Origin of the sequence: Mesorhizobium sp. CA15, from assembly GCF_020165215.1 — a bacterium.
In the GTDB taxonomy this organism is placed as follows: domain Bacteria; phylum Pseudomonadota; class Alphaproteobacteria; order Rhizobiales; family Rhizobiaceae; genus Mesorhizobium.
Genome location: NZ_JAIUHQ010000015.1, coordinates 54,909 through 81,893, shown reverse-complemented (window position 1 = coordinate 81,893; position 26,985 = coordinate 54,909). Strand labels below are relative to the sequence as shown.

The window sequence follows — 26,985 nt, the reverse complement described above, 5'->3', positions numbered from 1 at the left end:
GCTCAACCTATCCTCTGCCAGCCTTTTGCGACAGTTTGATTTCATCGATCTTGCAAACTGGCCTGTTATGCTCCAGATGCAAACTGGTCACACCCACTGGCCGAACCCAATTGGAGACGACGATGGCAGGCGGCAGCATTCCCCATTTCCAGAACGACGCGGGCCATCCGGTCATCGAGATCGGCGTCAAGGAATTCATGTGCACCGGCGCCAACCCGCCTTTCGACCATCCGCATGTGTTCCTCGACATGGGCGACGACAATGAAAAGGTCTGCCCTTACTGCTCGACGCTCTACCGCTATTCACCGTCGCTGAAGGCGACGGAAACGCAGCCGGCCGGCTGCCTCTATGTCGACCAGGCCGCCTGATCGCCCCGATCAACCATGACTGAAATAAGGTCCCGGCAGATCGTCATCGCCGGGGCTGGCATTGCCGGGCTCGTGGCGGCGCTTGCCTTTGCCGAGCGTGACTTCCCGGTAACACTGTTCGAGCAGGCCAGGCAACTCGAAGCGGCCGGCGCCGGCCTCCAGCTTTCCCCCAACGCGACCCGGATCCTGCGGCGGCTCAGCGTGCTCGATCGCCTGCTGCCCAACGCGATCCGGCCGCGAGCGGTGGTGCTGAAGGACGCAAGGAGCCTGCGAGAGCTGGCGCGCGTGCCGCTTGGGGAAACCGCAGAAAAGCGCTGGGGGGCGCCCTATCTCGTGGCGCACCGCGCCGACCTGCAGGCGGCGCTGATGGCGGCAGTGGCGGAACGGCCCGGTATCGCGCTTGTCACCGGCGCGCGCGTCACCGGCATTGCCGTCGACCCGCAAAGCGTTACCGCGACGGTCGAAATCGACGGCAAAGCGACGGATGTCGCGTGCGGTTTGCTGGTTGCAGCCGACGGCGTCTGGTCGTCGGTTCGCGCCCAGCTTGCCCGGACGGCCGGCTTTGCGGCAAGCCGCTTTTCGGGCGAGCTCGCCTGGCGCGCGACGGTCACGGCGCAAAGCGCCGCCGGCCAGGCTTTTATGCAAATCGGAGCCACCGACAGCGTCACCACTTTCCTGCATCCCGGCTTCCACATGGTCGCCTATCCGGTGAGCAAGGGTAGCGCCGTCAACCTTGCCGCCTTCACCAAGGGCGAGCGCATTGCCGAAGGCTGGTCCGGCCATGCCGACCCTGCGATCCTTTCGGCTGCCATGCGAGGCACGGCGGCAGCGCTGGCGGAGCTGGCGGCGCTTGCGGGGCCGTGGACAGCCTTCCCCATCCACACGGTCGCGCAGCAGCGCTGGACCCTGGCGGAGGGAGTAGTACTGATCGGTGACGCCGCGCACGCCATGACGCCGTTCGCGGCGCAAGGCGCGGCCATGGGGATCGAGGACGCCGCTATGCTCGCCAATCTCGTTGCCGACTTCCCCGGCGATCCAGCTCGAGGCCTTGCCATATGGGAAAATCTCAGACGCCCGCGCGTCGAGAAGGTGCTGAAACGCGGCGCTCTCAATCGGCTGGCCTGGCACGCGTGGGGACCGGTGGCGATCACACGCAATCTCGTGCTGGCGGCGCGACCGGCGGAAAAGCTCGCGGCGGACCTGGACTGGCTCTATGGGTGGGAGGAGCGGGAGGTTGTGCGGCGGTAGCGTCTGCCACCAGCTGGATAGGCCGGCGGGACAGCACCCCCTCTGCCCTGCCGGGCATCTCCCCCGCAAGGGAGGAGATTGGCAGCTTGGGCGCTGGCTCCCGCCTTGCGACGTTGATGATTGGCGAAAGCAGCCACGACAGCTAATTTCCCCCTTGCGGGGGAGATGGCCGGCAGGCCAGAGGGGGTGTGACGGAACGCGGCGTTTGCAAATTCCCATCAACCCTCAATCATGCAGCCTCAGCGACCACCACAACGACACCGGTAGCGGATTCCACCATCCTGTTCGTAGGCCAGCCGTGCGCAGCCCCGCCGCAGTCCAGGTGTTGCAGCCGACCAGCGCGTTGAAATGACCGTCGGCTTCGTAGAACCGGTCGTAGGTGGAATAGCCGGCGTCCTCGATGACCACGGGCTCGCCCGTCCGCTGCCGGAAGCTTGCCGCGATATAGTCGAGCAGCGCCGAGAAATGTTCCTCATCGATGTCAAAACCGGCGACATCCGGATGCGGCTCAAGAATAGCCCCCGCAGCATCGACATGCATCACCGCGGCGTCGAGCGTAAGCGCCTTCAGCACCGGTATGGTCTTCAATTGCGACCAGGTCGGCGTCTCCAGATAGAAGGCGCGGCCGCCCCAGCCGAAGACGATGTAGCGCGCCCCCGGAGCCTCGATCGGCAGGCCGGTATCGGCGAGAAAGGCAAAGCGCCGGCGCACGCCGTCATCGAGGGGCACGGCGATGTCGGTGTGGATCGGGTTCTTCAACACCAATATGTGCCGCGTCCCTTCGCCTTCGGCCGATGCCGCCGGCCAGAGCGGTCGCGGCACCAGCGTGCCGAGCGCGGCGGCAAGCACCGCCGCTCCCAACAGCATCACCATATATCGCAGGACTCGTCTCATCGGGTGCGGTCGTTCCGTCTCGTCTGCGTCAACCCCAGGATAACCTGGACAATCAGGCTAGACGATTTCGCAGCGTCAACCAAAAATGAGCCGATCCTTGTCCGATCGCCCGAATGCAAAAAAAGCCCGGCTGTTTCCAGCCGGGCTTCCTAAAATTTGGCGATTGCGCCCGCTCAGTGCAGGATCTGCGACAGGAAAAGCTTTGTGCGTTCATGGCGCGGATGGTCGAAGAATTCGGCCGGCGTGTTCTGCTCGACGATCTGGCCCTGATCCATGAAGATTACGCGGTTGGCCACCTTGCGGGCAAAGCCCATCTCGTGGGTGACGCAAAGCATGGTCATGCCCTCTTCCGCCAGCCCCACCATCGTCTCCAGCACTTCCTTGATCATTTCCGGGTCGAGCGCCGAGGTCGGCTCGTCGAACAGCATGATGCGCGGATTCATGCACAGCGAGCGCGCGATCGCAACGCGCTGCTGCTGCCCGCCGGAGAGCTGGCCCGGATATTTGTTGGCCTGTTCCGGTATCTTGACGCGCTTAAGGAAATGCATGGCGATTTCCTCGGCCTGCTTCTTCGGCATCTTGCGCACCCAGATCGGCGCCAGCGTGCAGTTCTCCAGGATGGTGAGATGTGGGAACAGGTTGAAATGCTGGAACACCATGCCGACCTCGCGGCGCACCTCGTCGATCTTCTTCAGATCGTTGGTGAGTTCCTTGCCGTCGACGATGATCTTGCCCTTCTGGTGCTCTTCCAGCCGGTTGATGCAGCGGATCATGGTCGACTTGCCGGAGCCGGACGGACCGCAGATGACGATGCGCTCGCCACGCATCACCTTGAGGTTGATGTCCTTCAGCACATGGAACTCGCCATACCATTTGTGCATGCCGACGATGTCGATGGCGACATCGGTGGTGGAGATGTGCATCTTGGCGGCGTTGACCTTGATTTCTTCCGCGCTGACGGCGTTTTCGGTGGCCATAACCTGTTCCCTTTTTATCGTTTATAACCGGTGTCGAGCCGGCGTTCGGTGTACATTGAATAGCGCGACATGCCGAAGCAGAACAGCCAGAAAACGAAGGCGGCAAAGATCAGGCCGGATCTCGCGGTCTGTGGGGTTGCCCAGTTGGCATCGGCGAAATTCTGCTTCACCACGCCGAGCAAGTCGAACATCGAGATGATCAGGACCAGGCTGGTGTCCTTGAACATGCCGATGAAGGTATTGACGATGCCCGGAATGACCAGCTTCAGCGCCTGCGGTAGCACGATCAGGCTCATCTTCTGCCAGTAGCCGAGGCCGAGCGAATCGGCGCCCTCATACTGGCCCTTCGGGATCGCCTGCAAGCCGCCGCGAATCACTTCGGCCATATAGGCGGCGGCAAACAGCGACACACCGATCAACGCACGCAGATACTTGTCGAAAGTAACGCCCGCGGGCAGGAACAGCGGCAGCATGACGCTGGCGAAGAACAGCACCGTGATCAGCGGAATGCCGCGCACCGTCTCGATGAAGACGATACAAAGCCATTTGATGATCGGCATCTTCGAACGGCGCCCGAGCGCCAGCACGATGCCCAAAGGCAGCGACACCGCAATGCCGACGAAGGAGAGGCTGAGCGTCACGAGAAGCCCGCCCCAGCGCGAGGTCTCGACCACCGGCAGGCCGAACACGCCGCCAAGCAGCAGGAAGAAGGCGACGATCGGCAGCGCTACGAACAACAGCACCGCATTCAATCCCTTGCGCGGCACGCGCGGGATCAGCATCGGCACCAACAGCGCCACGAACAGGATGGCGACCAGGATCGGCCGCCAGCGCTCCTCGATCGGATAGGTGCCGAACATGAACTGGCCGAACTTGGCGTTGACGAAAGCCCAGCAGGCACCGGTCCAGCCGTCGGGCTGGATGCCGCCTTGCGTGACAGTGGTGCAGACGGTGCGATCCGGCCCGGTCCACTGGGCATTGAGGAAGGCCCAGCTGATGACCTGCGGCAGGATCCAAAGCACGATGGCGATGCCGAGGATTGTGAGGACGGTGTCGCCGACCGAACCGACCAGGTTCTTGCGCACCCAGGCATAGGCGCCGCGTTCGGTAGGCGGGGCCGGCTGGGCAAGCGCCATCTCGGTGCGCACCCAGGACATTTCATGTTCCTGCATGGCCTTACCTCTCCACCAGCGCCATTCTGGCATTGACGATATTCATGACAAAGGACGTCACCAGGCTCAGCACCAGATAGGCGATCATCATGATGAAAACGCCCTCCACCGCCTGCCCGGTCTGATTGAGCACCGTGCCGGCGGTGGCGGTAAGGTCCGGATAGCCGATAGCGATCGCCAGCGAGGAGTTCTTGGTCAGGTTGAGATACTGGCTGGTGAGCGGCGGGATGACTATGCGCATCGCCTGCGGGATGACCACCAGCCGCAGGATCGGACCGGAGCGGAGGCCGAGCGCCGCCGCCGCTTCGCTCTGCCCTTTGTTGACGCCCCTGATGCCGGCGCGCACGATCTCGGCGATGAAGGCCGCCGTGTAGAAGGAGAGCGCCAGCAAGAGCGACAGGAATTCCGGCTTGACCCAGAAGCCACCGGTCAGGTTGAAGGTCGATTGCTTCGGAAAATCGAAGGTGAGCGGCATGCCGCCGAGCAGGAAGGCCAGCACCGGCAGGCCGACGATAAGCGCGACCGATGTCCAGAAGACCGGAAATTGCTGGCCCGTCGCCTTCTGCCGCTGTCGCGCCCTGTGGGCGACGAACCAGACCATTGCAATGGCGAGCAGCAGTGCGACGCCGATCAGCCAGGAGCCATCGCCCCAAACGGCGCGCGGAAAATAGAAACCGCGCTGGTTGAGGAACGAGCCGAAAGGCAGGTGGATGCTCTCGCGCGGCGGCGGCAGCACGGCCAGCACGCCGGAATACCAGAAGAAGATGACCAGCAGCGGTGGGATGTTGCGGAAGATCTCGACATAGACCGTGCAGATCTTGCGGATCAGCCAGTTCTGCGACAGGCGGCCGATGCCGATGGCGAAGCCCACGATGGTCGCAAGCACGATGCCGGCGGCGGCGACAATGATCGTGTTGAGCAAACCGACGACCAGCGCGCGGAAATAGGTCGAGTCGGACGTATAGGCGATCGGCGTGTCGGAAATGTCGAAGCCGGCCCTGCTCCTGACAAAACCGAAGCCCGACGCGATGTGCAGACGCTGGAGGTTTTCGATGACGTTGTGGACGATCCACCAGATCGAACTGAACAGCAGGATCACAACCAGCGTCTGAAAGAACAGGCTGCGTATTCTCGGGTCATTGATGAAGGAGCCGCGACTCGGCTCCTCGCGAAGGATTTCCTGCGAAGCCATGGACCGTCCTCTGGAAAGAGAAACCGGGAGACAGACGACCTGCCTCCCGGATCACGTTTCAATCAGCGGATCGGCGGACCGTATTGCAGGCCGCCTTTGGTCCACAGCGCGTTGATGCCGCGCGCGATCTTGAGCGGGCTGCCCGAGCCGACGTTGCGCTCAAACATTTCGCCGTAGTTGCCGACAGCCTTGACGATGTTGACGACAAAGTCGTTGGAGAGGCCGAGATCGGCGCCATACTTGCCGTCCGGTTCAGTGCCGAGAAGGCGCTGGATGTTCGGGTCGGTCGACGTCTTCATCTCATCGACATTGGCCTGCGTGATGCCGGCTTCCTCGGCGTTGAGCAGCGCGAAATACGTCCAGCGCGCGATATGCGCCCACTGGTCATCGCCCTGGCGCACGGCCGGGCCGAGCGGCTCCTTGGAGATGATCTCGGGCAGCACGACATGGTCGGCCGGCGAGGAGAGCGTCAGACGGATACCATAAAGGCCGGACTGGTCGGTGGTATAAGCATCGCAGCGGCCGGCGTCATAGGCGGCGTTGACCTCTTCGAGCTTCTCGAACACGACGGGGTTGTACTCCATCTTGTTCTTCTTGAAGTAGTCGGCGAGGTTGAGCTCGGTGGTGGTGCCGCTCTGCACGCACACGGCGGCGCCCGAAAGCTGCAGCGCGGAGTTCACGCCGGGCAGCTTCTTGGCGTTGATCATGAAGCCCTGGCCGTCATAGTAGGTGATGCCGACAAAATCGAGGCCAAGCGCGCTATCGCGGTTGCTGGTCCAGGTGGTGTTGCGCGACAGGATGTCGATCTCGCCCGATTGCAAGGCGGTGAAACGCTCCTTGGCGCTTAGCGGCGTGAACTTCACTTTGGAGCCGTCTCCGAAGACAGCGGCCGCAACGGCGCGACAGAAGTCCGCGTCGATGCCCTTCCAGTCGCCCTTGTCGTCCGGCGCCGAGAAGCCGGCGAGGCCGGTCGAGACGCCGCACTGGATAAAGCCCTTCTGCTTCACGGTATCGAGCGTGCCGGCCGAGGCGGCAGACGCCATGAACCCGAGCGCGGCGACGCCAAGAATGCCGATTGCAATGTGTTTCATGACCCACAGACCCTTTTCTGTTACAGGCGCCCCTATCGCCAGGCGACGCTTGATCTTTTTTCGTTTGTGAATGCAGCTCCCACTCCAAGGCCCACTCCCGGGACCCGCATCGGTTGCGATGCGCTGCCTCCCATTCACGAAACGCATCGAAGGCGATTATTCCTGTGAGGTCAAGGGAAATGACCGATTCCTCAGAGGTTTGAAAGCAATTGCCGCAAATGCCAGAATTGCGGACAAGAGCACATGAAACCGGCAGGCGATGCGAACAAATCACTCAAGTCGCGGCGTCGCGAATCCGTGCTCCTGCGGCAGAATCCGCTGCGGCAATAGCGTTCTTTACTGGGCTTGAGCGCCTTTGGATTGGCCCAGCGGAAGACCGGCTTTTGGCGGGCCCGACGCGGTTGCGCCGGCTTTGCCGCCGCTTTATGGCTGATCCCCTGACATCATTCGATAGGCGACGAACCATGGCTAGAGACGGCATCGAGATGGGCATCAACACGCTGCTTGCCCATTCCGGCAACAATCCGCGCGACTATTTCGGCTTCGTCAACCCGCCGGTCGTGCATGCCTCGACAGTGCTTTATCCCGACGCCGCTTCGATGGCTGGGCGCAGCCAGAAATACACTTACGGCACCCGCGGCACCCCGACGATGGACGCGCTCACGCTCGCCGTCGATGCGCTGGAAGGCTCGGCCGGCACGATCGCGGTGCCTTCCGGACTGGCGGCGGTGACGGTGCCGCTGCTCACCTTCCTTGCCGCGGGCGATCACTTGTTGATCGTCGACAGCGTCTACCACCCGACGCGCCACTTCGCCGACACGATACTGAAGCGGCTCGGCGTCGAGATCGAATATTACGAGCCGCGCATCGGCGCCGGCATCGCTTCGCTGATCAAGCCAAACACAAGGGTGGTGTTCACCGAATCGCCGGCATCGAACACCTATGAGGTGCAGGACATCCCGGCGATCTCCGAGGCTGCACATGCGGCGAACGCCATCGTGATGATGGACAACACCTGGGCGACGCCGCTCTATTTCAAGCCGCTCGACCATGGCGTCGACATCTCGATCCACGCGGCGACGAAATATCCGGCCGGTCATTCCGACGTGCTGCTCGGCCTGGTTTCGGCCAACGACGCCTGCTGGACGAAGCTTTATGATGGGTTTTGCGCGCTGGGCTGCTGTTCCGGTCCCGACGATATCTACCAAGTGCTACGCGGCCTGCGCACGATGGGCGTGCGGCTAGAGCATCACCGCAAGAGCGCGCTCGACATCGCGCGCTGGCTGGAGGAGCAGCCTGGCATCGCGCAGGTGCTGCATCCGGCGCTGGAAAGCCATCCCGACCATGCGCTCTGGAAGCGCGATTTCTGCGGCTCGAGCGGAGTCTTCTCGATCGTGCTCAACAGCGGCGGCCAGAAGGCCCAGCACGCCTTTCTCGACGCGCTCAAGATCTTCGGCCTCGGTTATTCCTGGGGCGGCTATGAGAGTCTCGCTGTTTCGGTCTTCCTTGGCGACCGCACGCTTGCCAAAGGTTCGTATGCCGGCCCGCTGATCCGGCTGCAGGTCGGGCTGGAGGATGTCGAGGACCTGAAGGCCGACATTCTCCGCGGCCTCGCCGCGGCGGCTGCCGCCGAGTGACGGCCTGATCAGCGGACGATTCCGACCAGACAAGCCTCTGTCCAAGCGGTAGCATGACCAGTGCAACCGTTCTGGAACCTTTTGTCGGCAGGCGCATCCAATCGCACATGTAACGTTGCCGGGAGATCGGGGCGAGATGAGACAGCCTGCTATTGAAGCCGCCGAAATCGGTGCGGCGGAGGCCGGCGACATGGCACTGGTGCGCCGGGCGCTTGCGCGCGATCCTGGTGCGTTCCGCGCCATCATCAAGACGCACAACCAGCGGCTTTACCGCATCGCGCGCGGCGTGGTGCGCAATGACGCCGAGGCCGAGGACATCGTGCAGGAGGCCTATATGCGCGCCTTCGCCAGTCTCAGCAGCTTTCGCAGCGAGGCTTCGCTTTCCACCTGGCTGTCGCGCATCGTCATCAACGAAGCGCTCGGCCGGCTGCGCAAGCGCAGGCGCACTGTGGCGATGCCCGGAAATCCGGGGGCGCAGATCATCCGGTTTACCTTGAACCAAAACGACTTGAATCCAGGCGACGATCCGGAGCGGACGATGGCGCAGCGGCAAATCCTCGGGCTTGTCGAACGGGCGACCGACAGCCTTCCCGATGTCTATCGTACCGTTTTCGTGGCCCGTGTCATTGAGGGCCTCAGCATCGAGGAAACCGCCGATCTGCTGGGCGTGAAGCCCGAGACGGTGAAGACCAGGCTGCATCGGGCGCGAGCACTGGTGCGAAAGGCGCTGGACGACGAGATCGGCCCGGTTTTGCTCGACGCCTTCCCCTTCGCCGGTCGTCGCTGCGAGCGGCTGACGCAGGCGGTGATGAAAAGGCTGGGATTCGAGCCCTAATTTCGATTTCCCGATCTTTTCCTGGGAACGTTTCGTTCTCGCCCGCATCCAACGGCAGTCAACACCAGATGAAGCCCGTAGCCAGAGCGCCGGGCAAAGGAGATGCCATGTTCATGCGATTAACCGCCGCCCTCGCCGCCCTTTCCTTCGTGAGCACGGCGCCGCTGGCGCTAGCCGCCGAAAAGCCCACCGATCCGCAGATCGCCCACATTGCCTATACGGCCGGCACGCTCGACATCGAAGCGGCCAAGCTGGCGATCAAGAAGTCCAAGAACAAGGAGGTCGTCGACTTCGCCAAAGACATGGAGCGCGACCACGAGGCGGTGAACAAGCAGGCGCTCGAGCTCGTGAAGAAGCTGAAGGTCACGCCCGAGGACAACGACACCAGCAAGGCCCTGACCAAGGCTGCGAAGGAAGAGGACGCCAAACTGGCGAAGCTCAAGGGTGCCGCCTTCGACAAGGCCTATATCGAGAACGAAGTGGCCTATCACAAACAGGTCAACGGCGCGCTCGAAACCTTGCTCATCCCCTCGGCCAGCAATGCTGAGCTGAAGAGCCTGCTGGAGACCGGCCTCAAGGTTTTCCAGGGACATCAGCAGCATGCCGAACACGTCGCCGGCATGTTGAAATGAGGCCGCTTTTGCTTTGTTTTGAGGCAATTCCTGACGGAAGGCTACGGCGAAGTCGCTGCGCCCAATCGTTCCACACTTTTCCAGGAATTGCTCCGGTCACCCTGGCACTGGCGCTCATCGCATCGCCGGCGTTCGCCGCGACGATCGAGATAACGATCGACAAGCTGGTCTTCTCGCCCGCAAACATTCAGGCCAAGGTCGGCGATACGATCGAGTGGACGAATAAGGATGTGATCGCCCACACCGCGACAGTGAAAGGCGGCTGGGACGTGATGATCCCCGCAAAGTCGAAGGGCAAGATTACGCTGAAGGCGGCGGGGACAGCGGACTATTTCTGCCGCTTCCATCCCAACATGAAGGGCCATGTCGAGGTGGCGCCCTAGCTATCCGAGAGCGAGGCGCGCGCAGCGCCTCGCTTGACCTTGCAGCAATCCCATGCCGAAAGCAGCCTCAGCGCCACGCGCCGCATTCGTACAATTTCATTCGGGCGAATTGCCGAACCGACTCTGCAAACCGTCGTAAAGGCTTGGCGCGATTGAGAAAGCCGAGGCCGCTGGCGGCGCGTCCGGCGCGGATCGCTGTGCAATAATATTCTCTTCAGCGGCGAATCTACGGATTGGTTTGGCTTTCAAATCCGCGGCTTCAGCGGCATTGCGGGCAACGCAATTCCACCTCTTCGATCCAGGGCCTGCCATGGCGTTTCGCCTTTTCGTTCCGATCCTTGCCGGTGCGACGCTTCGCGAACGGCTGCTTGCCTGCATCGGCGCTACCATCGGTATCGCGCTCACCGGCATGATTAGCGGGCTCGCCATGGGTAGCGGCCCGCTTGTGGCGATGCTGGTGGCGCCAATGGGCGCTTCGGCAGTGCTGCTCTTTGCCGTTCCCTCGAGCCCGCTGGCGCAGCCCTGGTCGATCATCGGCGGCAACACGATTTCGGCGCTGGTTGGCGTGACCGTGGCGCATTTTGTGCATGACACGGTGGTCGCCGCCGGCCTAGCGGTGGCGCTGGCGATCGCCGCCATGTCGTTCACGCGCTCATTGCACCCGCCGGGCGGCGCAGCGGCGCTTACCGGCGTGCTCGGCGGGCCGGCCGTCGCCGCCGCGGGCTTCCTGTTTCCCTTCGTGCCGGTAGCACTCAACTCGACCATCCTGGTTGCGCTCGGCTTCCTTTTCCACAAGCTGTCGCGGCGCAACTATCCCCATGTGCACGTGCCCGCCGCCCGCGGCCACGGCACCGCCGACCGGCCGCCGGCCGAGCGCGTCGGCTTCCGGCCCGAGGATGTCGACGCCGCCCTCTCGGCGCTCGACGAGACCTTCGACATCGACCGTGACGACCTGGAGCGCCTGCTGCGCCAGGTCGAGTTGCAGGCCATGGTGCGCTCGCAGCGTACGCTGCTTTGCAAAGACATCATGTCGCGCGATGTGATCTCCGTGGCGGAAAAGGCGTCGGCCGACGACGCGCGCAAACAGCTGATCGACCACAACATCCGCACCTTGCCGGTGATCGACGCGGACGGACGGCTCTCCGGCGCGGTCGGTCTGCGCGAGCTGACAAGGGCGACCGACACGGTCAAAGGGGTGATGTCTAAGGCCGGCACAGCCTCACCCGACACCCCGGCGATGAGTCTGCTGCCGGTGCTGACCGACGGCCGCAGCCATGCCGTGGTGATCGTCGATGCCGAGCGGCGCATCCTCGGCCTGATCACCCAGACCGACCTGCTCGCGGCCGCCGCACGCCTGCAGCAGGCAGACAGGGCGCCGTTGAAGGCGGTGGCCTAAGCAAGGCCCTCACCCCCGCAAGCCGACTGCCAGGTCGAGACGCTGCCGCCGGTCATGTCGCCGCGGCGCCCTCGATCAGGCGGTCCGAAGGGACAGCGTCTTCAGGCCCAGGCTAGCCAGGCGGTGCCGGCAAGAAGCGTCACCAGCGTCAGCGGCAGGCCGACCTTAAAGAAAGCCGAGAAGGAAAGCTCCTTGCCGGCAGCTTTTGCCTGCTCGGCGACGATCAGATTGGCAACCGAGCCGAGCAGCGTGAAATTGCCGGCAAGCGTCGAGCTCATCGCCACGACCAGCCAGGCGCGCGCCGGGTTTTCCAGCCCAGGAACGAAGGGCCGGAGCGCCAGCACCGCCGGCACATTGCTCATGATGTTGGAAAGCACCGCGGTGAAGCCGGAGAGCCGCCAGACATCGTCGAGTCCGATGTTCTTGGCCCAGGCGATCATGTCGGGCGTGAGCAAGGTGCGCTCGGCACCCGCCACCACCACGAACAAGCCGGCGAACATGAAGAGCAGCGGTCCGTCGATCTCGCGGTAAATGCGCCGCGGCTTGATTGCCCGCGTGACCAGCAGGAAGGCGCCGGCAATGAGCGCCGCCTTCGCGACGGGAACGCCGGCGAAGAAGGCGAGCGCCAGCAACACGCAGACGATGGTGGCCTTCAGCACCTGCCCGGGCAGCATGCGGCCGCGATAGACTTCCGGGCTGAGCTCGGCAGGGCGGGAGAATTCGGCCCGGTAGACGATGCGCACGATGACGATGACGCAGAGCAGGCCGAACAGCGCCACCGGCGCGAGCGCCAGCGTGAAAGCCGGATAGGAAATCCCGGACAGCGCACCGATCACCATATTCTGCGGGTTGCCTGTGATGGTGGCGACGCTGCCGCAGTTCGAGGCCGTGCAGGTAGCGATGAGGTAAGGCACCGGGTTGCGGTTGATGACTCGTGTGACGTGCACGACGATCGGCGCCATCACCAGGCAGATCGCGTCATTGACCAGGAAGGCCGAGAGCGCGCCGGTCAGCAGCGTCACCATTACCAAAAGCATGAAGGGCGCGTGGGCATGCTCGATGGCAAAGCCGCCGAGCGCCCGAAACGCGCCCGAGACCTTCAGATGCGCGACCACGATCATCATGCCGAGCAGCAAGGTGATGGTGTCGAAATTGATGGCTCTGTAGGCATCCTCGATGCCGATCGCGCCGATTGCGATCATGGCGGCGCCGCCCAGCAACGCGATGCCGGCGCGGTCGAGCCGCAGGCCCGGAATACGGCCGACGGCAACGCCGGCATAGGTGAGCACGAGGATGAAAAGCGCGCCCGCGCCGGTCCATGTCATTGCAAGAAGATTCCCTTTGCGTGCCCTGATCCGTCGACGCATCGGGCGGCACCACATTTAACAAGGCCAGCGCAAAGGGAAAGCGCACAAGCGCGTGAAAGCCTTATGTCGCTTTCACGCCTTTCACATTCATAAACCCTAATGTAAAGAATAGTGAATTAACATATGTGACCGATAATCCAGGCGTTGGGGACTAAACGGATGAACACGGTCGTTGAAGCGGAACATAGCGTCCCGTCACGGGAGGAATTGATGCGTCCGCAGGAATGCTCCCGCTGTCACGGGGCCAAGAAGGTTTTCGTTTGCGCGCGGTGGCTGAGCTCGAACGGCCATTGCTGCCCAGGGGGCACGCACCGGCTGAATTGTCCGGGACACAGTATCACCTGCCTCGAATGCAGTGGGCGCGAGAGCTAGCGGGATTCGCGGATCTGCCGCCGGTCGACCGCAACGCCGCGGAATCTCGTTCTATTGCAGCAATGATCATCCGACTGCGACGCGCCCTGCGACGGCAAATGCTTCCGCTCCTCGCCGTCGTCGCGCTGATCGCCGCCTTGGCCGCCAAAACTAGCCGAAACGCAGATCGGGAACCGCGACGCCAGCCGCGAAGCAATCGCCTGGCGGCGAAGCTGAGGGACGCGCTGGCGACACCCTGAGGCGTAGTCGCATCGTGGGCCGTCAGATGCGGCCGAGCAACACCAGGATGATCACGATGACCAGGACGAGTCCGAGGCCGCCGCCGCCATAATAGCCGGTGCCGTAGAAAGGCCCTCCGCCTAAGCCGCTGAAGCCGCCAAGCAGAGCAAGGATGAGAATGATGATGAGAATCGTGCCGAGGCCCATGGTTTCTTCCTCTCTGACAGTGCGATCCCGCGCATTGCTATCGAGGAAGTGAACTCGCAAGCCGCGCGCATGTTCCGCCGACGTCGAAACCGGCTTCTGCTTTCGGACGACACGATCGGCGGGCTCGATCCGCCTGGAACCATTTCGCAGCCGGCAACGTTGGAGCCTGCCCATCCGGGCAATCTTGATAAGAAGGCAGGCAAATGGGCGTATCGATCCTTATCGGCATATTGATCACTTTCCTGGTGGTGATCCTGGTGCTTTACCTCGTGCAACGCCTGCCGCTCGATGCCCGCGCGCGCCAGATCGCGCAGATCATCGTCATCATCATCGGAATCGTTTCGCTGCTCAAATATCTTGCGGTGTTCTAGCCGCGATCCATATTCGACACCCGGAAACTTCAAAAACCTGGCGTCCCCATGAGAACCCTGTTGATTGCACTTGCCGCAGGCAAAATGTTGTGCGCCGGCCCAATGTTGTGCACCGTGAGCGCCGCCTACGCCCGGCCGGACACACGCGCGATGACTTGCGAGCAGACGCAGACGCTGATCAAAAGTGATCGTGCCGTGGTCTTGAGCACAGGCGCGGATACTTATGACCGATTCGTTCGGCAATTCGGCAATGAGTGCGACTGGCCGGAAGTGCCTGTGTCGACGACGGTTCCGACCAAAGACGGCGAGTGCCGCGTCTATCGGTGCGAGGAGCCGATCAACCTCCCCGACTGACCGTGCTTCTTGCACGCAGGCGTGGAACCATCGCAACTTGTTGCGGGTTTTAGCAGCCGGCAGCGGGACCTGCCGGGGCAACCGAAATTGGCTCTGTGCATAGCCGCAGGAGGAACAGCAATGCCTGAAATCGCGCGCAGCGGGAGTTGCCTGTGTGGCGGGGTGCAGTTCCGCGTCACTGGGGAGCCGCTCCGGGTCGGCCTCTGTCACTGCAAGGACTGCCGCAAGACAAGCGGATCGGCCTTCCATGCCTACGCCGTATGGCCGCTAAAAGCGTTCGAAACCACCGGCATCACCAGCAGCTATGGCGCTCGGAGCTTTTGCCCCACCTGCGGAAGCCGCGTTCCGTTCGTTGGCGACGACGAGGCCGAAGTGACGATCGGTAGCCTGGACGTTGCGCCAACCGAAGGGCTGGTGCCGAGCTATGAACTCTGGATCGGACGCCGCGAGCCCTGGTTGCAGGCCCTGCCCACGGCGCGCCAGTTCGAGCATGACCGGATCGCCGATGATTCGGCCGCAAGCGCTGAAGCCGACCTGGAGCCGCAGCAAAGACTGGCTTAGGTTGATCTTTTGGCAGACTTTAGCCTGAACGACAGAGACCTTCAGTCTAGTGACGGCTTCCGCACGTCCGGGAGGACGCCCGGCCGCGGACTGATATGCGCGGGCTTTTCTCGAAGTTTCGCGTTTTTCAACCACCGGTCGGTTTGCCGGTCAATCGGCTGACGCTAGCATTTGGAGATGCTGCAAATATGAGGCGGCAAGCCGGCTTGGCTTCCTGCAGCAGTACGCAAAGAGCTTTATTCTTTTACAAAATATAAGAATTTTCAACCATGCCTCTTGCGGAAATACAACCTCCGGGGTTGTTTCTCCTGCTTGTCCGCCGCGTTTTCGCGTAAAACGCCAAGCGGCAGTTGCAACATCAAAGTGAAAATTCTTTCGGCTCAAGAAATTTTTCTTCGCCCTCTTTCCGGTTATATCAACATGACATCCCCGAATTGCCAGTGGCAGCAAGTCTTATGACTTCCGGCCTTGTACAAAAGGCCATGTTTGTTTCTTACCGTTTTTGCGACATAGTGCTGCCAAAGCTTGAAACCGGACGGGGCGGTTTTCATGACGACGGCGCCTGAACACGGCCGCAACATGCATGTGCGGTATCCACCGATCGACGGGTTCTGGACCTGGGACATCAAGCGCGACCGCGTTTATGGCGACGCCAATCTTTCAGATTATTTCGGTCTGACACTCGATGAGTTCTCTCATGGCGCTTCGCTTGAACGATGCATGCAAAGCATCGATCAGGACGATCGTTCACGGGTTCGGCTGGCGATCCGCAAGGCCGTGGAGCGCAGGTCCGCATTCAGGGAGGTCTATAGGGTCCATTCCGAGAAGATGGGGTTGCGCAAGATCCTGGCCGTCGGCCAATGCTATGTTGACGGGACGGGCGAGGCAGCGCTCTATCCCGGCTGGTTCGTCGATTTGACGGACGACGCCGCGTGCGAAGAGCAGGCGCTGCGCGAGATCCGCAACCATGTCGGGCAAGCCAAGGACCTAGCGCGGTCGATCGGACACGACCTGATGTCCTATCTCCTGGACAACATCGAGGAAGAGGTCGAGCAGCGGCTTGGCGCAAGGCTGGGGAGGCGAAGATCGTCTTGAAGCAGCTTTCGCCGATTGCTCGCGGGTCAATTTCGCTTGCCGCGCCGGCCGACTTCAGCCACGACCATGCGCGCAAAATACGACTGGGGCGACCGGCGCTCTATGAGCTTGGCCCGCTCCAGGGCTGCATCGCCGTAAAATTCGATCAACACGCCGGCAGCCTTGGCGGCGTCGGCTTTCAATCGGCCGAAATCGGCTTGCCCGCTCTCGCTCGGGGGCTCGCTCCTGGCGATCACGTCAAGCATGGCTTGCAACTTGTCAGGAGTGCTGCCCTCGTCTTCGTGCATGGTCGCCATCCGATTGGGCGCGCAAAATATCGACATTTCCGCGCGATGTCCAACAGCTTCGTTGATCGGGCGTCCCCAGTGCAACCGATTACAGCTTCACCGCGAGCGAGGCGATAATCTTCGTACAAGCATAGTGAGCCAAACTTACCGCACCGACATTTGGGGGCACCCATGGACCAGCCTAGCAAAATGGAAAACCTGCAATTTGCGCAGGGAATCCTGCGAGAACTTCGCCAGAAGGCGGAGGCCGATGGCGAGAAGCTTCTGACCTACCTGATCGACATGGCTTATCTCGAAGCCAGCGACCGCATCCGCGCCCACTGGATCGGCAACCACGAACACGAAGGCCGCCGAGCCAAGGGCTAAGGCCCGCCGGGCCGGGACAACCAGCCGAAACGCAAAAAAGCCCGCCATGCCTTCCGGCACGGCGGGCAGATCAAAGCGCGTGAAGACTATGTCAACACACCGCGGTCGCTGATTATGACGCGGCCGCCTGTTGACGAACCGGAAGCTTCCAGCCCGGCCGTGCGAAATGGCAGGTGTAGCCGTTGGGATAGCGCTCGAGATAGTCCTGATGCTCGGGCTCGGCTTCCCAGAAGGGCCCGACCGGAGCGAGCTCGGTGACGACCTTGCCAGGCCACAGGCCGGACGCGTCGACATCGGCTATCGTGTCCTCGGCGATCCGTTTCTGTTCATCGCTGGTATAGAAAATCGCCGAGCGATAGCTCGCGCCGATATCGTTGCCCTGGCGGTTCTTCGTCGTCGGATCGTGGATCTGGAAGAAGAATTCGAGCAGCGTGCGGAAGCTAGTCTTGGCCGGATCGAAGATGATCTCGATCGCCTCGGCGTGGGTGCCGTGGTTGCGGTAGGTGGCGTTGGGGACATCGCCGCCGCTGTAGCCCACTCGCGTCGAGATCACGCCGGGCAAGCGCCGGATCAGATCCTGCATGCCCCAGAAGCAGCCGCCGGCAAGGACCGCGCGCTCGGTGGAAGAAGCCATGTCGTACCTCCTTTGGATTGCTCCATAAATAGGCGTTGCGCCTGGATTCTTCCAGCGGCTCGAGCGGGCAAACCGCTGACACCGTCATCTTGGTATCGTGTGGACGATCTCCCGGTCGATGTCTCGATGCCTGCACGGTGTCGGTCCGCCGCGATCAGGAATCCGGGGTTTGTTTGAATCTTCGCACGACCACCTCGAAAACGATGTCCGAGATCCACATGGCCGAGACTCCGATGAGGAAGGCTGCGGCGAGCGTGGTGGTGTCGTCGGCGGCGGGAATTGGCAGGCCGCTTGCCCGGACCCAAGCGACGACAGGCAATGTCAGATAGGCGGCGGCCAAGGCGCCGCAGATGGGCGAGGCAATCATCTCGCGCAGCTTGTAGCGATGGCGCGACAGCGCCCGCAGCACGCCGCCGGCGAGCCCCGCTGCCACGACCTGGCCCTTGATGCCGAGAAGATCGAAGATGTCATGCATCACGGCCTCCAGCCGCAGAGTTTTTCGCCCTTGCGGTTGTGCGCAAGCAGCGCCCTCGCCTCCTGGTCGGACAAGGCATCGACCGCGCTGGCAGAGAGGCGCATCGGCGGGGCGACGGCGCAGAAGCTGCCCCTGCCCGTCGTGCAGCCGGCGAGCGCGGCGACGATGGCGGCGACGATCAATCCCTTGCCCATGATTTCAGCTCCTTTCTGACCGCGTCAGCCGGCAAAGCGCCGACATCGTTGTCGACCTGGTCGGCGGCATCCCGGGCCGCGGCCTCTGCGTCGGCCTGCTTGCTGCGCTCAGCCCTTGCGCCTGCGAGGCGCTGGCGGAAGCCCCAGCCGAGCGCGCCGACAAGGCCGGCGCCGATCGCCAGGATTGACGGATTGGTGAGAAACCACGCCAGCAGCGCGCTCATAGCAGCGCTCCGATGAGAAGCCCGGCGATAAAGCAGGCGGCGCCGATGACGACATACGGGCTGGCGGCTTCGATACACGCGGTGAGCAGATCTTTCAGATTCTCCATAGTCAATGCTCCCAGCCGAAGCGGCGCGCGAGCAGATGCCACCACTCGGCCGCGGCGGCGATGGCAAGACCGAGGCCGGTCTCCAGCGCCATTTGAATGTCGGGATCGGCGGAGAACGCCGAGGCGTCGTCGGCGCCCAGAAGGCCGCGCGCGACAAGCACGCCCGCGCAATAGCGCAGGGCGATGCGGATGATGACGGCAGTCATCGGCAGAACACTCCGAAAAGATTGCAGGAAAGATGCGCGGTCGAGGCGGTGAGCGAGCCGAGCGCCAGCGTGATCAGCGCCAGGACGCCGGCTACCTTGGCGGGCGATGCGGATTTGTTTGGCAGAGTGGGTGCCTCGCCGGCGGCAGGCAATCCGGCGCCGGCAGGGGTTGCGGCTAGCGGGTCATCATCGGGGGATGCAGGCCCCAGCGAAGCGGATCCCTCAGTCGCCGACGGCGCGGCCGACATCAGCAGCGCCTGCCGGCGCACGAAGGCGACTCGGGCGCTCCAGCCCCGGCCGAAGCTCGGCCAGGCCGATAGTTTTTTCAGGAAGGCGAGCCGCGCGTCGCACAGCGCATTGATGACGACGCCGGCGGGTTTTGCCCTCACCGCCGCCAGCGTGGCCGGGCCAATGCGGCCATCCCGAACAACGCCGAGCACACCTTGAAGATACTTCGCCGCCCTGCTCGGCCCGCTGTTCACGGCGAAGTCGAAGAGCGCGTAGTCGATGCCGCCGGGGAGCTGAGCGCCCACCACAGCATCCCAATAGAAACGGCGGTAGACGGTGGCGACTTGGTCATCCGAGATGGCGCGCAGATCGGCCTTCGTGGCGTCTGCTTTGACGTAGCGGAAATTGGCGAGCGTGACGCCCTTCATGGTCGCACCGCCGGGGTCGGCGGGGTTGTCGGACCAGCCGCCTTCAGAGGTGAGAACGAGCGAAAGGGCACGCGCAAAGTTGCGATCCATGGGGGTTCCTTTCCGCCGGGAGGGGCAGATTCTTGAGATTCAGGGGTGCGAAGGAACATGCGGCGAGACGGAGCGCTCGCACGCGGCGGTCAGCGACCAAACTAAAGGTGCAGTGGCAAGATCTACGCGGCTTCTAAACGCGGTGCGCCTTTAATGATGGCGCGAGAGAGTTTTTGCCCAAGCGCAATTCCGGGCAGCTCAATCAATCGGTAGCTGACGGCTGCTAAGAAGACGCTCGGGGGGATAATGACGAGAGATACCAGAATGCCCGCCATCACCGCATCCGACGGAAGCCAACTTGGCGGCACATTGTGAATTGCGTTCAGAAAGAGGACATTCCACAGATAGAGGCCGAAGCTCACACGCCCGAGAAATGCGGGAAGAGGCGAAACGAAGAACGGTGACGAAGCCGCCCTGTCATCGTGGAACAACAGCGCGAGCAACACAAAACCTAACGCTGCCGTCAGAAGCTCAAGGCCGTGCACGAATTGCCTAAGCAACAGGAAAGCGACCAGGAGCAGTGCCCATCCTATCGGCCTTGCCAACTTAGCAGCAAAGGCACCCAGCCCGCTCGGCACCAAGGCCCCAAAGATGAACAGATACCCGTAATCTGAGAGCAATTGTACTCCAAGCAGTTCAGGATTTTTCCGAGCGATGCATGTGTAAACGAGCACTGCAAGAGTACCCCACATGCCCCACCGAAGCGTAAACACTCCAGCCAACAGCATCAGTGGGACGGCGAGCATTTCCACCTGCAGTGTCCAACTTGGTTGTATGACTGCATAGGACCACAGGGCCATGTTCGCACAGGCTTCCGACCACGAGATAGGCCATGCCTGAAGCAATGCCGCGGCCAGCACACAGGCTATGAGCCCTGGATAGATGCGAAACACGCGCTTCACGGCAAACGATGCGCCCGCACGCCACGGATTACCAATGTCAGAAAGGGAACGGATCAACACGCAACCACTTAGAAGGAAGAACAGCTCGACCGCCGCCGTGCCGTTGAAAATCGAGAGCCACAGCTTGGGCCAGTGGTCGGTTGCGGTCACTTCCCAGAACGTTTTTGGCAAAACGCGCTGTATCAATCCCTCATCAAAATGAAGGATACCGTGATAGAAGATGACCGCGATTGCCGCGTAGGCGCGAAGGCCATCGAGCGCCAACAAACGCTGTCTGTCGCCCGTAGCGAATCCCATTCTGATCATGTCCCTCGCAAACCGCCGACGTTAGTACGCGCAGCCGATGCCAGATGTCCAGATGAACAATCAGTCGTAGCGATCAAATGCAGAACCGGCCGGTGTGAAGTTGGCGATGTAGCGGGCAAGATTGTTCGAGATCCGAATCTCGTCCATATTCCCTTTGTATTTGTGGTCTGGCCCGCCGGTGTCCCGCTCACCGACGAAAGTTCCGATGTTCAGCGAAGTGCTATCCCAGGCAACCGAGGTGGAGAAGTTGCTTCCAAATTGCGTGCCGTTGAGAAAGCAGCGGATCACACCCGAGGCGCGGCAGATTGCCCAATGATACCAAGTACCGGCGGTGAGCGTGCCGGACGTGGCGCGCTTGACGCCCCCGGCGCCATCATTTGCATCAATGAAGATATCTAACTGCTCACTCGGATTGAGATTGATGAAGAACCCAGCATTGTTCGTGCCGCCTCGTATATCGAATACCGGGCGCGAGTTTGTGGTTTCCGCAGTGCATCGCATGCGACCCTCACACGTGAAATCCCCCGGCAATTTGAGTGCCGTCGGATGGTCGCAGTAAAGGTAGTCGCCAATCCCATCAAAGGTGCAGCAACTTCCTCCGAAGACCGACGTAGACGTGTCGATTTGAACGTTACCTCCAAACCCTATGGCGAGATTGTTGAGCGAGCTATCGACAAAAACTTGCGATCCGTTGGCCCCGTCGAAATGCAAAAGCATGGTCGCCTTCTTCGGCGGCGGCGCGACGATCTTTGGGATGATACCGGGATACATTAGATGCCCAGCCCGAGGACCGACTTCAGTTCGCTGATCGAGACGCCGGATCCCGCCAGCATAGCACCCACCTTCTCCTCTGCCGTCGGCGGTTCCGGTGGCGGCGGGGCATCCTCGACCTGGTAGATCTGTTGGATCACTTCACCGGTTTCCACATAGGACGGTGCGCCGACGACCTGTTTTCCTTCCGGCACTACGAACGGCACGGCAATCCTGCCGCCCACCGCCTCGACTTCGTCGATCGTCCAAAGGCCCTGGTCGTAGAAGCCGCGCAGGCTGTCGCCGTTCATCTGGATTTCGACAGGATAAGGATCGCATGGGGTCTCCACTTGCCGGCCATCCCCGTAGATGGCGGTATAGGTACCGACCATCTGGGTCACGATCGAGGAGGCGTGCCACTCCTGCCAAACGTCATTGATCTTGCGAACGAGAAGGGACATCGGGTTCTCCTGTTAGGTTCTCAAAACGCTGGTGATGACAAGGCGGCTCGCCGTGTCGACAAAGCCGGCCAGGAAGACGGTTTCCGTCGTCTGGATGATGATCGGAAAGCTCTCGACGCCGGCCGCTGGCACAAGATTTGCGCTTAGGCTCACGGTGCGTGCGGACGTCACGGCGGTGATCTTGAGCACGAAGCCGAACTGGGGCACCGCATTTGTCGGATTGCCGATCGTCACGTTCGTCGACGCAGCCAATGAAGCGTTGTTGCCAAGCGACATATCCCACGAGACCGACGCGCCGGACGTAAGTGTCTGGTAGGCTACGGTCGACTTTAATGCGGCCGCCGTGAGAAGCTTGTTTGCCGTGCCGAGCTGGAATTCGCTGTTCGAAGCGATCGCCGCCGAAGCGAGCATGGCATAGGTCACCAGCCCGGCCGGCACCATGCCTGCCGTCAACTGGCCGAAACCCAGCGCCGAGGACACGCGCCGCAGCAGAGTGTCATCCGACCCGGCCGCGATGTCCGCGCGCGTGCCGCTCGAATTGGCCGATCGGCCGAGGACCGACACCGCAGCGCTGTCAGCCAGGGTATTCAGTGCTATGGCGTTCGCCGGCGGGCTGAAGGTGCCGGTGAAAGAGGCATTGGCTTTCGGCGCCAGACTCGCCACCGCCACGCCGCTGTCCTTCACCAGCTTGCCCGTCGTGCCGTTGAATGTGGCGATGTTGTCGGCCGCGGCTGAGGCCGGCCCTGCCACCAGGCTTCCCACCGCCACCCCACTGTCCTTACCGGCCTTCCCCGTGGTGCCGGCGAAGGTGACGATGTTATCGGTCACGGAGGAGGCCGGGCCTGTGAAGTCACCCACGCCGGTGCCATCCGCACCCTTGTCGCCAGCGCGTGTGAAGATCAGCCAGATGCCGTCGGTGCTGGTCGGCAAGGTGCCGGCACCGCTGACATAGGCGAGCGTAAGCTTCCGATAGCCGCCCCCATCCACCACCGATCCGGTGACGTTGTAGACATAGGCGATCGCGGCGTTCGCCTTGGAGCGCAGCGTGAGCTGGCCCTTGATGGTGTTGGTGCTGTCGTCGAACGTATCCAGCACGCCGCTCACTGTGGCGCCGCTGGAATCGAGGTTGTCGATATAGGCGGCTGTGGCCGAGGCGGCGCCGGCATTGTTCAGCCGCAGCGTGCCGTTGCCGGGGTCGGCATCGGCAGTGCTGGTGGAAAACGTGTAACCAAAGGCTGCCACGGCATTTGCCGCGGCAATGGCGCTCGCCGCCGCGTTGGTGGCCGAGGTCGCGGCATTGGTCGCCAAGCCGGAAGCGGCGGTGGCAGAGCCTGCAGCGGCCGAAGCCGATCCGGAAGCAGCGCTGGCCGAAGTGCCGGCGTTGGTGGCCGAACCGGCGGCGGCGGAAGCCGAGCCGGCCGCGGCCGTCGCCGAAGTGCCGGCATTGGTGGCGCTGGTCGCGGCATTGGTGGCGGAGGTTGACGCGGCGCTTGCCGAGCCGGAGGCGGCCGTGGCCGAGCCTGCCGCATTGGTGGCGCTGGTGGCCGCCGCGTTCTTGGAGGTGAGTGCTGCGGCCGCGCTCGCGGCGGCGGCATTGGCAGCATTCACTGCGCCGCCAAGCGTGTCCTGCGAGAGATAGAAGCTGAGCACGATCGGGTCGGCGCCAATCACCGGATCCAGCGTCTCGAAGGCATAGACGCGATCGGCCGAGACCGTGCCCTCCTGCACATGTACCGTCGTGCCCTTCTGCATTGTGCGCGCGGTGCGGGCGTCGGCGGCGCGAAACCACTGGCCCTCGCTCGCGGTATAGATACCGTTCTGGGTCTGGTCGGCCTGGTCCTTGACCAGCACGCGGTCGCCGGCTTGCGTCAGCACGCCGTCGATGGTCTGCAGGGCGTAAAGGGTGATGTTCGCGGTCGTCGCCAGGCGCACGGGTTCGCGTTCACCGGTCAACAGGCGAACGGCGGCGGTTGCAGGTCGGGCCATAAGGCTTGCTCCATGAAAAAGCCTCGCAAAAGCGAGGCTGGAAAAGATTGGGATTAGCGCGGGACTAGATTTGTAGCCGCACCGGAATCAGCTCATTGTCACCGCGATTCTCGCCAACAGCTTCATTGAGCCTGTCCGCGCTCGGTATCCAAGCCATCTGAATCCAAAATTGCTCCCGCTCCAGCGGTCCCGCCGGCCGCACCGACAACGCTGTTGAACTGAATGATGTGTTTCAGATCTTTGTGTTCATTCACATAGGCGCGAATGCGGGCCGCCGTCTTCGGCGCAACGGTCTTCATATAATTGGGGTTTGCCATGTAGGCGCGAATGGCTTCCGCCATCAACTCCCTGTCCGCCTCAATCCCCTTCTTGTAGCCCATTTGCTCCGGGCCAAAGCCTCGGTACACCTTCGACGAGGATTGTTCGACAGCCTGCCCGGCGGCGCGAGCCCTCTGCAGAAAAGGATTGTTGAGGTCGTTGTAGAGCCACCTGAGTTCGGCCTTGATTCCATCCTGGTCGATCATTCGAACCGGCGCAACTCGATCGTGGCCGACGGTCTTGCCAGCAAGGTCATCGATCATGTGGCCTATCTCATGCGCCCCGACCTTTGTCGCGTCGGAGGCACGCAGCGTATTCAAGATATGGATAGAACGCTCAGGACCATCTAGGCCACGCGCCACTATATACTTTCCGACTTCTCTTCTTGAAAACGCTCTCGCCTCATCTGCCGTAATGCGCGAGCCAATCGCTGCCTCTGCAAGGTCGTCAAGTTCTTCCGGTACGATGGCGACGTCTTCTCCGCCCACCACTCTTCGGCCGACCACGGTTTTTCCGCCGAGGGCTCTGCCTTCGGGGTCGTAGAGGAGTCGTCCGGTCTCGGGATCGGAGAGTTGTCTTCCGGTCCTGGGGTCGATGAGGAGCTTTTCGTTGTCATCGGCCTTCACCGCGCCTGGGTAATCGTCGAAAATCGAGCGAGCTGTTTTTGTTTGGGGATCATAGATGTTTGCGCTTCTGCTCGCAATCTCGTCCATAGGTCGCGCAAGTGAAGCGCCTTCACTGGAATTGGTCACAATGGAACGTTCAATTTGCGCTGCCGCTTGGGAACCGACCGCCCCAACTGCACGCGGTATCGCACTCTCAGCAGCTCGACCAACCCCTGGCCCCGGTATCGCCCAGCCCCATGCGTCTCCTCCCTGACGCATCATCACCTTCTCGGTGCTGTTTGCTGGCTCGTAGTACCCATGGCCGAAATCGGGTCGCTCGGTTGATCCAAGGGAAACAACGTAGCCAGCACCTTTAATCAATTTTCCGGCGAGTATGCCGGCATTCGCAGTCTCCTTGCCAAGGGCTTTGGCATCCGCTCGAAATACCTCGCCCACGGAAAGGCGTGGCTTGCCGCCCGGCAGAATCCCGCCCAGACCGGCAGCATCCAGTTCCCGGACCAGAGCTGCTCGCGCGACGGGACCTTTCGTACGCAAGAACAACTCGCTTGCCTTCGCGTAGTTGTCCATGAAGTACATACTTCCGCTGTCGCGATCCTCCGCAAGTTTGAGAAGAATGGAGAACGGCACGGGCTGGAGATTTTCATCATCAATGCCCAATGCTTTTTGCCTGGCGACGGACAATTCTATTGTTCTGTCGTATGTGTCCTGGTCATAAGCCTCTGGATCGGAAGGTCCGGTGCCAAATACGGCTTTCCAGCCCGCGGAGATATCTTGAGACGTATCGCTGACATAGCCACCTGAATCGACCCGCCTCCTCTCCAGGACCAGCTTTGCCGCGACGGCGGTTGCCCCGTCGCGCTCTTTGTCTGGCGACGAAGCAGCCTCGGCATCGTTAAGGGCGGCATTGATGGCCTGGTTCGACATGGCCCCCATGTCGAAAATCTTCTTCCCGACATCGACTTGCCATTCGAGACCCTGCCGGCGCTTAATGCCTTCTTCCGGGCCGTAGACGATCTTGTAGGCATCGTCGCCCGGTATGTGGCCGGAGTAGCTGCCGGTCCGTGCGATCTCGTCCGGCGCCTCTGCTTCGGCGCGATCGATGGCGGCGCGGATCTTGACCTCTTGAGCGAGGCTGGCGGCCTGCGCCTGTCGGCGGATCGCTTGTTGTTCCTCCTCAGGAATGTCGCCGAACGCCTGTGCGATCATCTCATCCGGCGTCTTGTTGCGACGCCAGTCGCCCTTCGCGGCGGCCTGCTCATCCTGCGCCGCGGCGCCAAGCTGTGCCCGCACCGTCTCGCCCATGCCGTCGCTGGCCACCGATCCTGCGCTCAGCATCTCGGCGGCGCGGCGCGGGTCCTGCTCGATCAGCGCCTGCATGCGCGCTTTCGCCGTGCGGGCGCGCCAGTCGGCTTCGGCCTGCAGCCTGATCTGCGGGTCGAGGTCCATCTTGGCGACAAGATCGAGGCCGGCCTGTCGAGAGGCATCGAAGGCGGCGGTGTCGTTCGGGTCGCTTCGCGCGATGTTGTCGAGCTCGGCGGTGTGGACCTCCGCCACCTGGTCCTGCTCATATTGCTTGCGGCGCTGATTTTGCTGCAGTGCCAGGCGTATTGCGCCCGCCTCCCGCAGCGCTTCCTTGCGGCTGGCGAGACCGGGGCGCAGCTCGGGCGGCACCTGCTTCAGGAAATTGCCGAACAGCGTGTCGAACTGGCCGGTCCTTACCACCTGGCCGGTGTATGGATCGACCTGGCCATACATGGCTTCGTGCAGGCCGGCGCCGTCGGCGGGGGAATTGGCTACCGTCTCGGCCTCAGCCTGGGCAAGCTCGCCGTTCAACCGGTGCGCGGCGATCTCGGTGTCGAAGGCCTGCTGCTGCGCCTTGCGCTGCTCGTAACGCTCGGCGGCTGCCTGCCACCTGTCGCCGAGCTGCTGCATCGCCTCGCCGACCGGCGAGGTGTCCGGATATTGCACCGCATTGCCGGTATCGAGCCGGCGCTCGCCGACAAAAAGAGGAATGATGTGGACCATC

31 protein-coding genes are annotated in these 26,985 nt (G+C 62.3%); 12 read left to right on the top strand and 19 right to left on the bottom strand.

Going from position 1 to position 26,985, the window contains the following annotated elements; genetic code table 11:
- Positions 1 to 122: 122 nt before the first annotated feature.
- Complete coding sequence (locus LB515_RS21965; protein ID WP_027169907.1) at positions 123 to 368, top strand: zinc-finger domain-containing protein; 246 nt, start codon at positions 123 to 125, stop codon at positions 366 to 368.
- Between the two features lie 15 nt (positions 369 to 383).
- The gene (locus LB515_RS21960; protein ID WP_224708946.1) at positions 384 to 1,616 is read left to right on the top strand and encodes an FAD-dependent monooxygenase; all 1,233 of its coding nucleotides are present in this window, start codon (positions 384 to 386) and stop codon (positions 1,614 to 1,616) included.
- Between the two features lie 225 nt (positions 1,617 to 1,841).
- Here LB515_RS21960 and LB515_RS21955 read toward each other — a convergent pair whose 3' ends face one another.
- From LB515_RS21955 to LB515_RS21935, 5 genes are all read right to left on the bottom strand, one after another.
- On the bottom strand, positions 1,842 to 2,510 hold the full coding sequence (locus LB515_RS21955; protein WP_224708945.1) for a TIGR02117 family protein: 669 nt from the start codon (positions 2,508 to 2,510) through the stop codon (positions 1,842 to 1,844).
- A 173-nt stretch (positions 2,511 to 2,683) separates the two neighbouring features.
- Entirely contained in the window at positions 2,684 to 3,433 is a 750-nt protein-coding gene (locus LB515_RS21950) for an amino acid ABC transporter ATP-binding protein (RefSeq protein ID WP_176477089.1), read from the bottom strand.
- A 68-nt stretch (positions 3,434 to 3,501) separates the two neighbouring features.
- Positions 3,502 to 4,659: an amino acid ABC transporter permease gene (locus LB515_RS21945; RefSeq protein ID WP_224708944.1), complete on the bottom strand. Its 1,158-nt coding sequence runs from the start codon at positions 4,657 to 4,659 to the stop codon at positions 3,502 to 3,504.
- A gap of 4 nt (positions 4,660 to 4,663) precedes the next feature.
- On the bottom strand, positions 4,664 to 5,851 hold the full coding sequence (locus LB515_RS21940; protein WP_224708943.1) for an amino acid ABC transporter permease: 1,188 nt from the start codon (positions 5,849 to 5,851) through the stop codon (positions 4,664 to 4,666).
- A 62-nt stretch (positions 5,852 to 5,913) separates the two neighbouring features.
- Positions 5,914 to 6,942, bottom strand: coding sequence for an amino acid ABC transporter substrate-binding protein (locus LB515_RS21935; protein WP_140545460.1), 1,029 nt, complete (start codon positions 6,940 to 6,942; stop codon positions 5,914 to 5,916).
- A 464-nt stretch (positions 6,943 to 7,406) separates the two neighbouring features.
- On the opposite strand from LB515_RS21935, the gene LB515_RS21930 reads away from it, so the two are divergent.
- The 5 genes from LB515_RS21930 to LB515_RS21910 all read left to right on the top strand — a co-directional run bounded on the left by LB515_RS21930 (position 7,407) and on the right by LB515_RS21910 (position 11,825).
- On the top strand, positions 7,407 to 8,579 hold the full coding sequence (locus tag LB515_RS21930) for a cystathionine beta-lyase (protein ID WP_224708942.1): 1,173 nt from the start codon (positions 7,407 to 7,409) through the stop codon (positions 8,577 to 8,579).
- A 136-nt stretch (positions 8,580 to 8,715) separates the two neighbouring features.
- Positions 8,716 to 9,414: an RNA polymerase sigma factor gene (locus tag LB515_RS21925; RefSeq protein WP_224708941.1), complete on the top strand. Its 699-nt coding sequence runs from the start codon at positions 8,716 to 8,718 to the stop codon at positions 9,412 to 9,414.
- A gap of 107 nt (positions 9,415 to 9,521) precedes the next feature.
- Entirely contained in the window at positions 9,522 to 10,046 is a 525-nt protein-coding gene (locus LB515_RS21920; RefSeq protein WP_224544660.1) for a DUF4142 domain-containing protein, read from the top strand.
- Complete coding sequence (locus LB515_RS21915; protein ID WP_224708940.1) at positions 10,043 to 10,429, top strand: cupredoxin family copper-binding protein; 387 nt, start codon at positions 10,043 to 10,045, stop codon at positions 10,427 to 10,429. The genes LB515_RS21920 and LB515_RS21915 overlap by 4 nt, the downstream gene beginning before the upstream one ends.
- 310 nt (positions 10,430 to 10,739) lie before the next feature.
- Positions 10,740 to 11,825: an HPP family protein gene (locus LB515_RS21910; RefSeq protein WP_224708939.1), complete on the top strand. Its 1,086-nt coding sequence runs from the start codon at positions 10,740 to 10,742 to the stop codon at positions 11,823 to 11,825.
- A 101-nt stretch (positions 11,826 to 11,926) separates the two neighbouring features.
- On the opposite strand, the gene LB515_RS21905 is transcribed toward LB515_RS21910, so the two are convergent.
- Positions 11,927 to 13,150 (bottom strand): anion transporter, encoded by a 1,224-nt coding sequence (locus LB515_RS21905; protein ID WP_140840747.1) that lies wholly within the window; start codon positions 13,148 to 13,150, stop codon positions 11,927 to 11,929.
- 675 nt (positions 13,151 to 13,825) lie between these two features.
- Positions 13,826 to 13,990: a DUF3309 family protein gene (locus tag LB515_RS21900; RefSeq protein WP_095768421.1), complete on the bottom strand. Its 165-nt coding sequence runs from the start codon at positions 13,988 to 13,990 to the stop codon at positions 13,826 to 13,828.
- Positions 13,991 to 14,193: 203 nt separating this feature from the next.
- Between LB515_RS21900 and LB515_RS21895 the strand changes: the two genes are divergently transcribed.
- From LB515_RS21895 to LB515_RS21880, 4 genes are all read left to right on the top strand, one after another.
- Positions 14,194 to 14,361 (top strand): Thivi_2564 family membrane protein, encoded by a 168-nt coding sequence (locus tag LB515_RS21895; protein ID WP_095768420.1) that lies wholly within the window; start codon positions 14,194 to 14,196, stop codon positions 14,359 to 14,361.
- Between the two features lie 48 nt (positions 14,362 to 14,409).
- Positions 14,410 to 14,715 carry a hypothetical protein gene (locus LB515_RS21890; RefSeq protein WP_224637311.1) on the top strand — a complete coding sequence of 102 codons (306 nt, stop codon included), beginning with the start codon at positions 14,410 to 14,412 and terminating at the stop codon, positions 14,713 to 14,715.
- 120 nt (positions 14,716 to 14,835) lie between these two features.
- Complete coding sequence (locus LB515_RS21885) at positions 14,836 to 15,276, top strand: GFA family protein (protein WP_224632227.1); 441 nt, start codon at positions 14,836 to 14,838, stop codon at positions 15,274 to 15,276.
- A 549-nt stretch (positions 15,277 to 15,825) separates the two neighbouring features.
- Positions 15,826 to 16,371, top strand: a complete 546-nt coding sequence (locus LB515_RS21880) for a hypothetical protein (protein WP_224708938.1) — start codon at positions 15,826 to 15,828, stop codon at positions 16,369 to 16,371.
- Between the two features lie 26 nt (positions 16,372 to 16,397).
- Here LB515_RS21880 and LB515_RS21875 read toward each other — a convergent pair whose 3' ends face one another.
- Positions 16,398 to 16,658, bottom strand: a complete 261-nt coding sequence (locus tag LB515_RS21875) for a hypothetical protein (RefSeq protein ID WP_140840739.1) — start codon at positions 16,656 to 16,658, stop codon at positions 16,398 to 16,400.
- Positions 16,659 to 16,847: 189 nt separating this feature from the next.
- Here LB515_RS21875 and LB515_RS21870 point away from each other — a divergent pair, with 189 nt between their 5' ends.
- Positions 16,848 to 17,024: a hypothetical protein gene (locus LB515_RS21870; RefSeq protein WP_176477083.1), complete on the top strand. Its 177-nt coding sequence runs from the start codon at positions 16,848 to 16,850 to the stop codon at positions 17,022 to 17,024.
- 112 nt (positions 17,025 to 17,136) lie between these two features.
- Here the strand turns inward: LB515_RS21870 and msrA are convergent, their stop codons facing one another.
- The 11 genes from msrA to LB515_RS21815 form a co-directional block, all read right to left on the bottom strand.
- Positions 17,137 to 17,658, bottom strand: a complete 522-nt coding sequence (gene msrA, locus LB515_RS21865) for a peptide-methionine (S)-S-oxide reductase MsrA (RefSeq protein ID WP_095768415.1) — start codon at positions 17,656 to 17,658, stop codon at positions 17,137 to 17,139.
- 154 nt (positions 17,659 to 17,812) lie between these two features.
- Positions 17,813 to 18,133 (bottom strand): hypothetical protein, encoded by a 321-nt coding sequence (locus LB515_RS21860; RefSeq protein ID WP_140545448.1) that lies wholly within the window; start codon positions 18,131 to 18,133, stop codon positions 17,813 to 17,815.
- Positions 18,133 to 18,327 (bottom strand): hypothetical protein, encoded by a 195-nt coding sequence (locus LB515_RS21855; protein ID WP_140840733.1) that lies wholly within the window; start codon positions 18,325 to 18,327, stop codon positions 18,133 to 18,135. The genes LB515_RS21860 and LB515_RS21855 overlap by 1 nt, the downstream gene beginning before the upstream one ends.
- The gene (locus tag LB515_RS21850; protein WP_224637308.1) at positions 18,312 to 18,551 is read right to left on the bottom strand and encodes an ABC transporter permease; all 240 of its coding nucleotides are present in this window, start codon (positions 18,549 to 18,551) and stop codon (positions 18,312 to 18,314) included. Before LB515_RS21850 ends, LB515_RS21855 begins: the two co-directional genes overlap by 16 nt.
- Positions 18,552 to 18,660: 109 nt before the next feature.
- On the bottom strand, positions 18,661 to 18,864 hold the full coding sequence (locus tag LB515_RS21845) for a hypothetical protein (RefSeq protein WP_224708937.1): 204 nt from the start codon (positions 18,862 to 18,864) through the stop codon (positions 18,661 to 18,663).
- Positions 18,861 to 19,610 (bottom strand): glycoside hydrolase family 108 protein, encoded by a 750-nt coding sequence (locus LB515_RS21840; RefSeq protein WP_224708936.1) that lies wholly within the window; start codon positions 19,608 to 19,610, stop codon positions 18,861 to 18,863. Before LB515_RS21840 ends, LB515_RS21845 begins: the two co-directional genes overlap by 4 nt.
- Positions 19,611 to 19,732: 122 nt before the next feature.
- Positions 19,733 to 20,809, bottom strand: coding sequence for an acyltransferase family protein (locus LB515_RS21835; protein WP_224708935.1), 1,077 nt, complete (start codon positions 20,807 to 20,809; stop codon positions 19,733 to 19,735).
- A gap of 69 nt (positions 20,810 to 20,878) precedes the next feature.
- Entirely contained in the window at positions 20,879 to 21,589 is a 711-nt protein-coding gene (locus LB515_RS21830; RefSeq protein WP_140840723.1) for a LamG domain-containing protein, read from the bottom strand.
- A complete protein-coding gene (locus tag LB515_RS21825; protein ID WP_224708934.1) occupies positions 21,589 to 22,029 on the bottom strand; it encodes a hypothetical protein in 441 nt (146 codons plus the stop codon). Before LB515_RS21825 ends, LB515_RS21830 begins: the two co-directional genes overlap by 1 nt.
- A gap of 12 nt (positions 22,030 to 22,041) precedes the next feature.
- Complete coding sequence (locus LB515_RS21820; RefSeq protein WP_224708933.1) at positions 22,042 to 24,015, bottom strand: hypothetical protein; 1,974 nt, start codon at positions 24,013 to 24,015, stop codon at positions 22,042 to 22,044.
- A 122-nt stretch (positions 24,016 to 24,137) separates the two neighbouring features.
- On the bottom strand, positions 24,138 to 26,984 hold the full coding sequence (locus LB515_RS21815) for a hypothetical protein (protein WP_224708932.1): 2,847 nt from the start codon (positions 26,982 to 26,984) through the stop codon (positions 24,138 to 24,140).
- Position 26,985 lies beyond the last annotated feature (1 nt).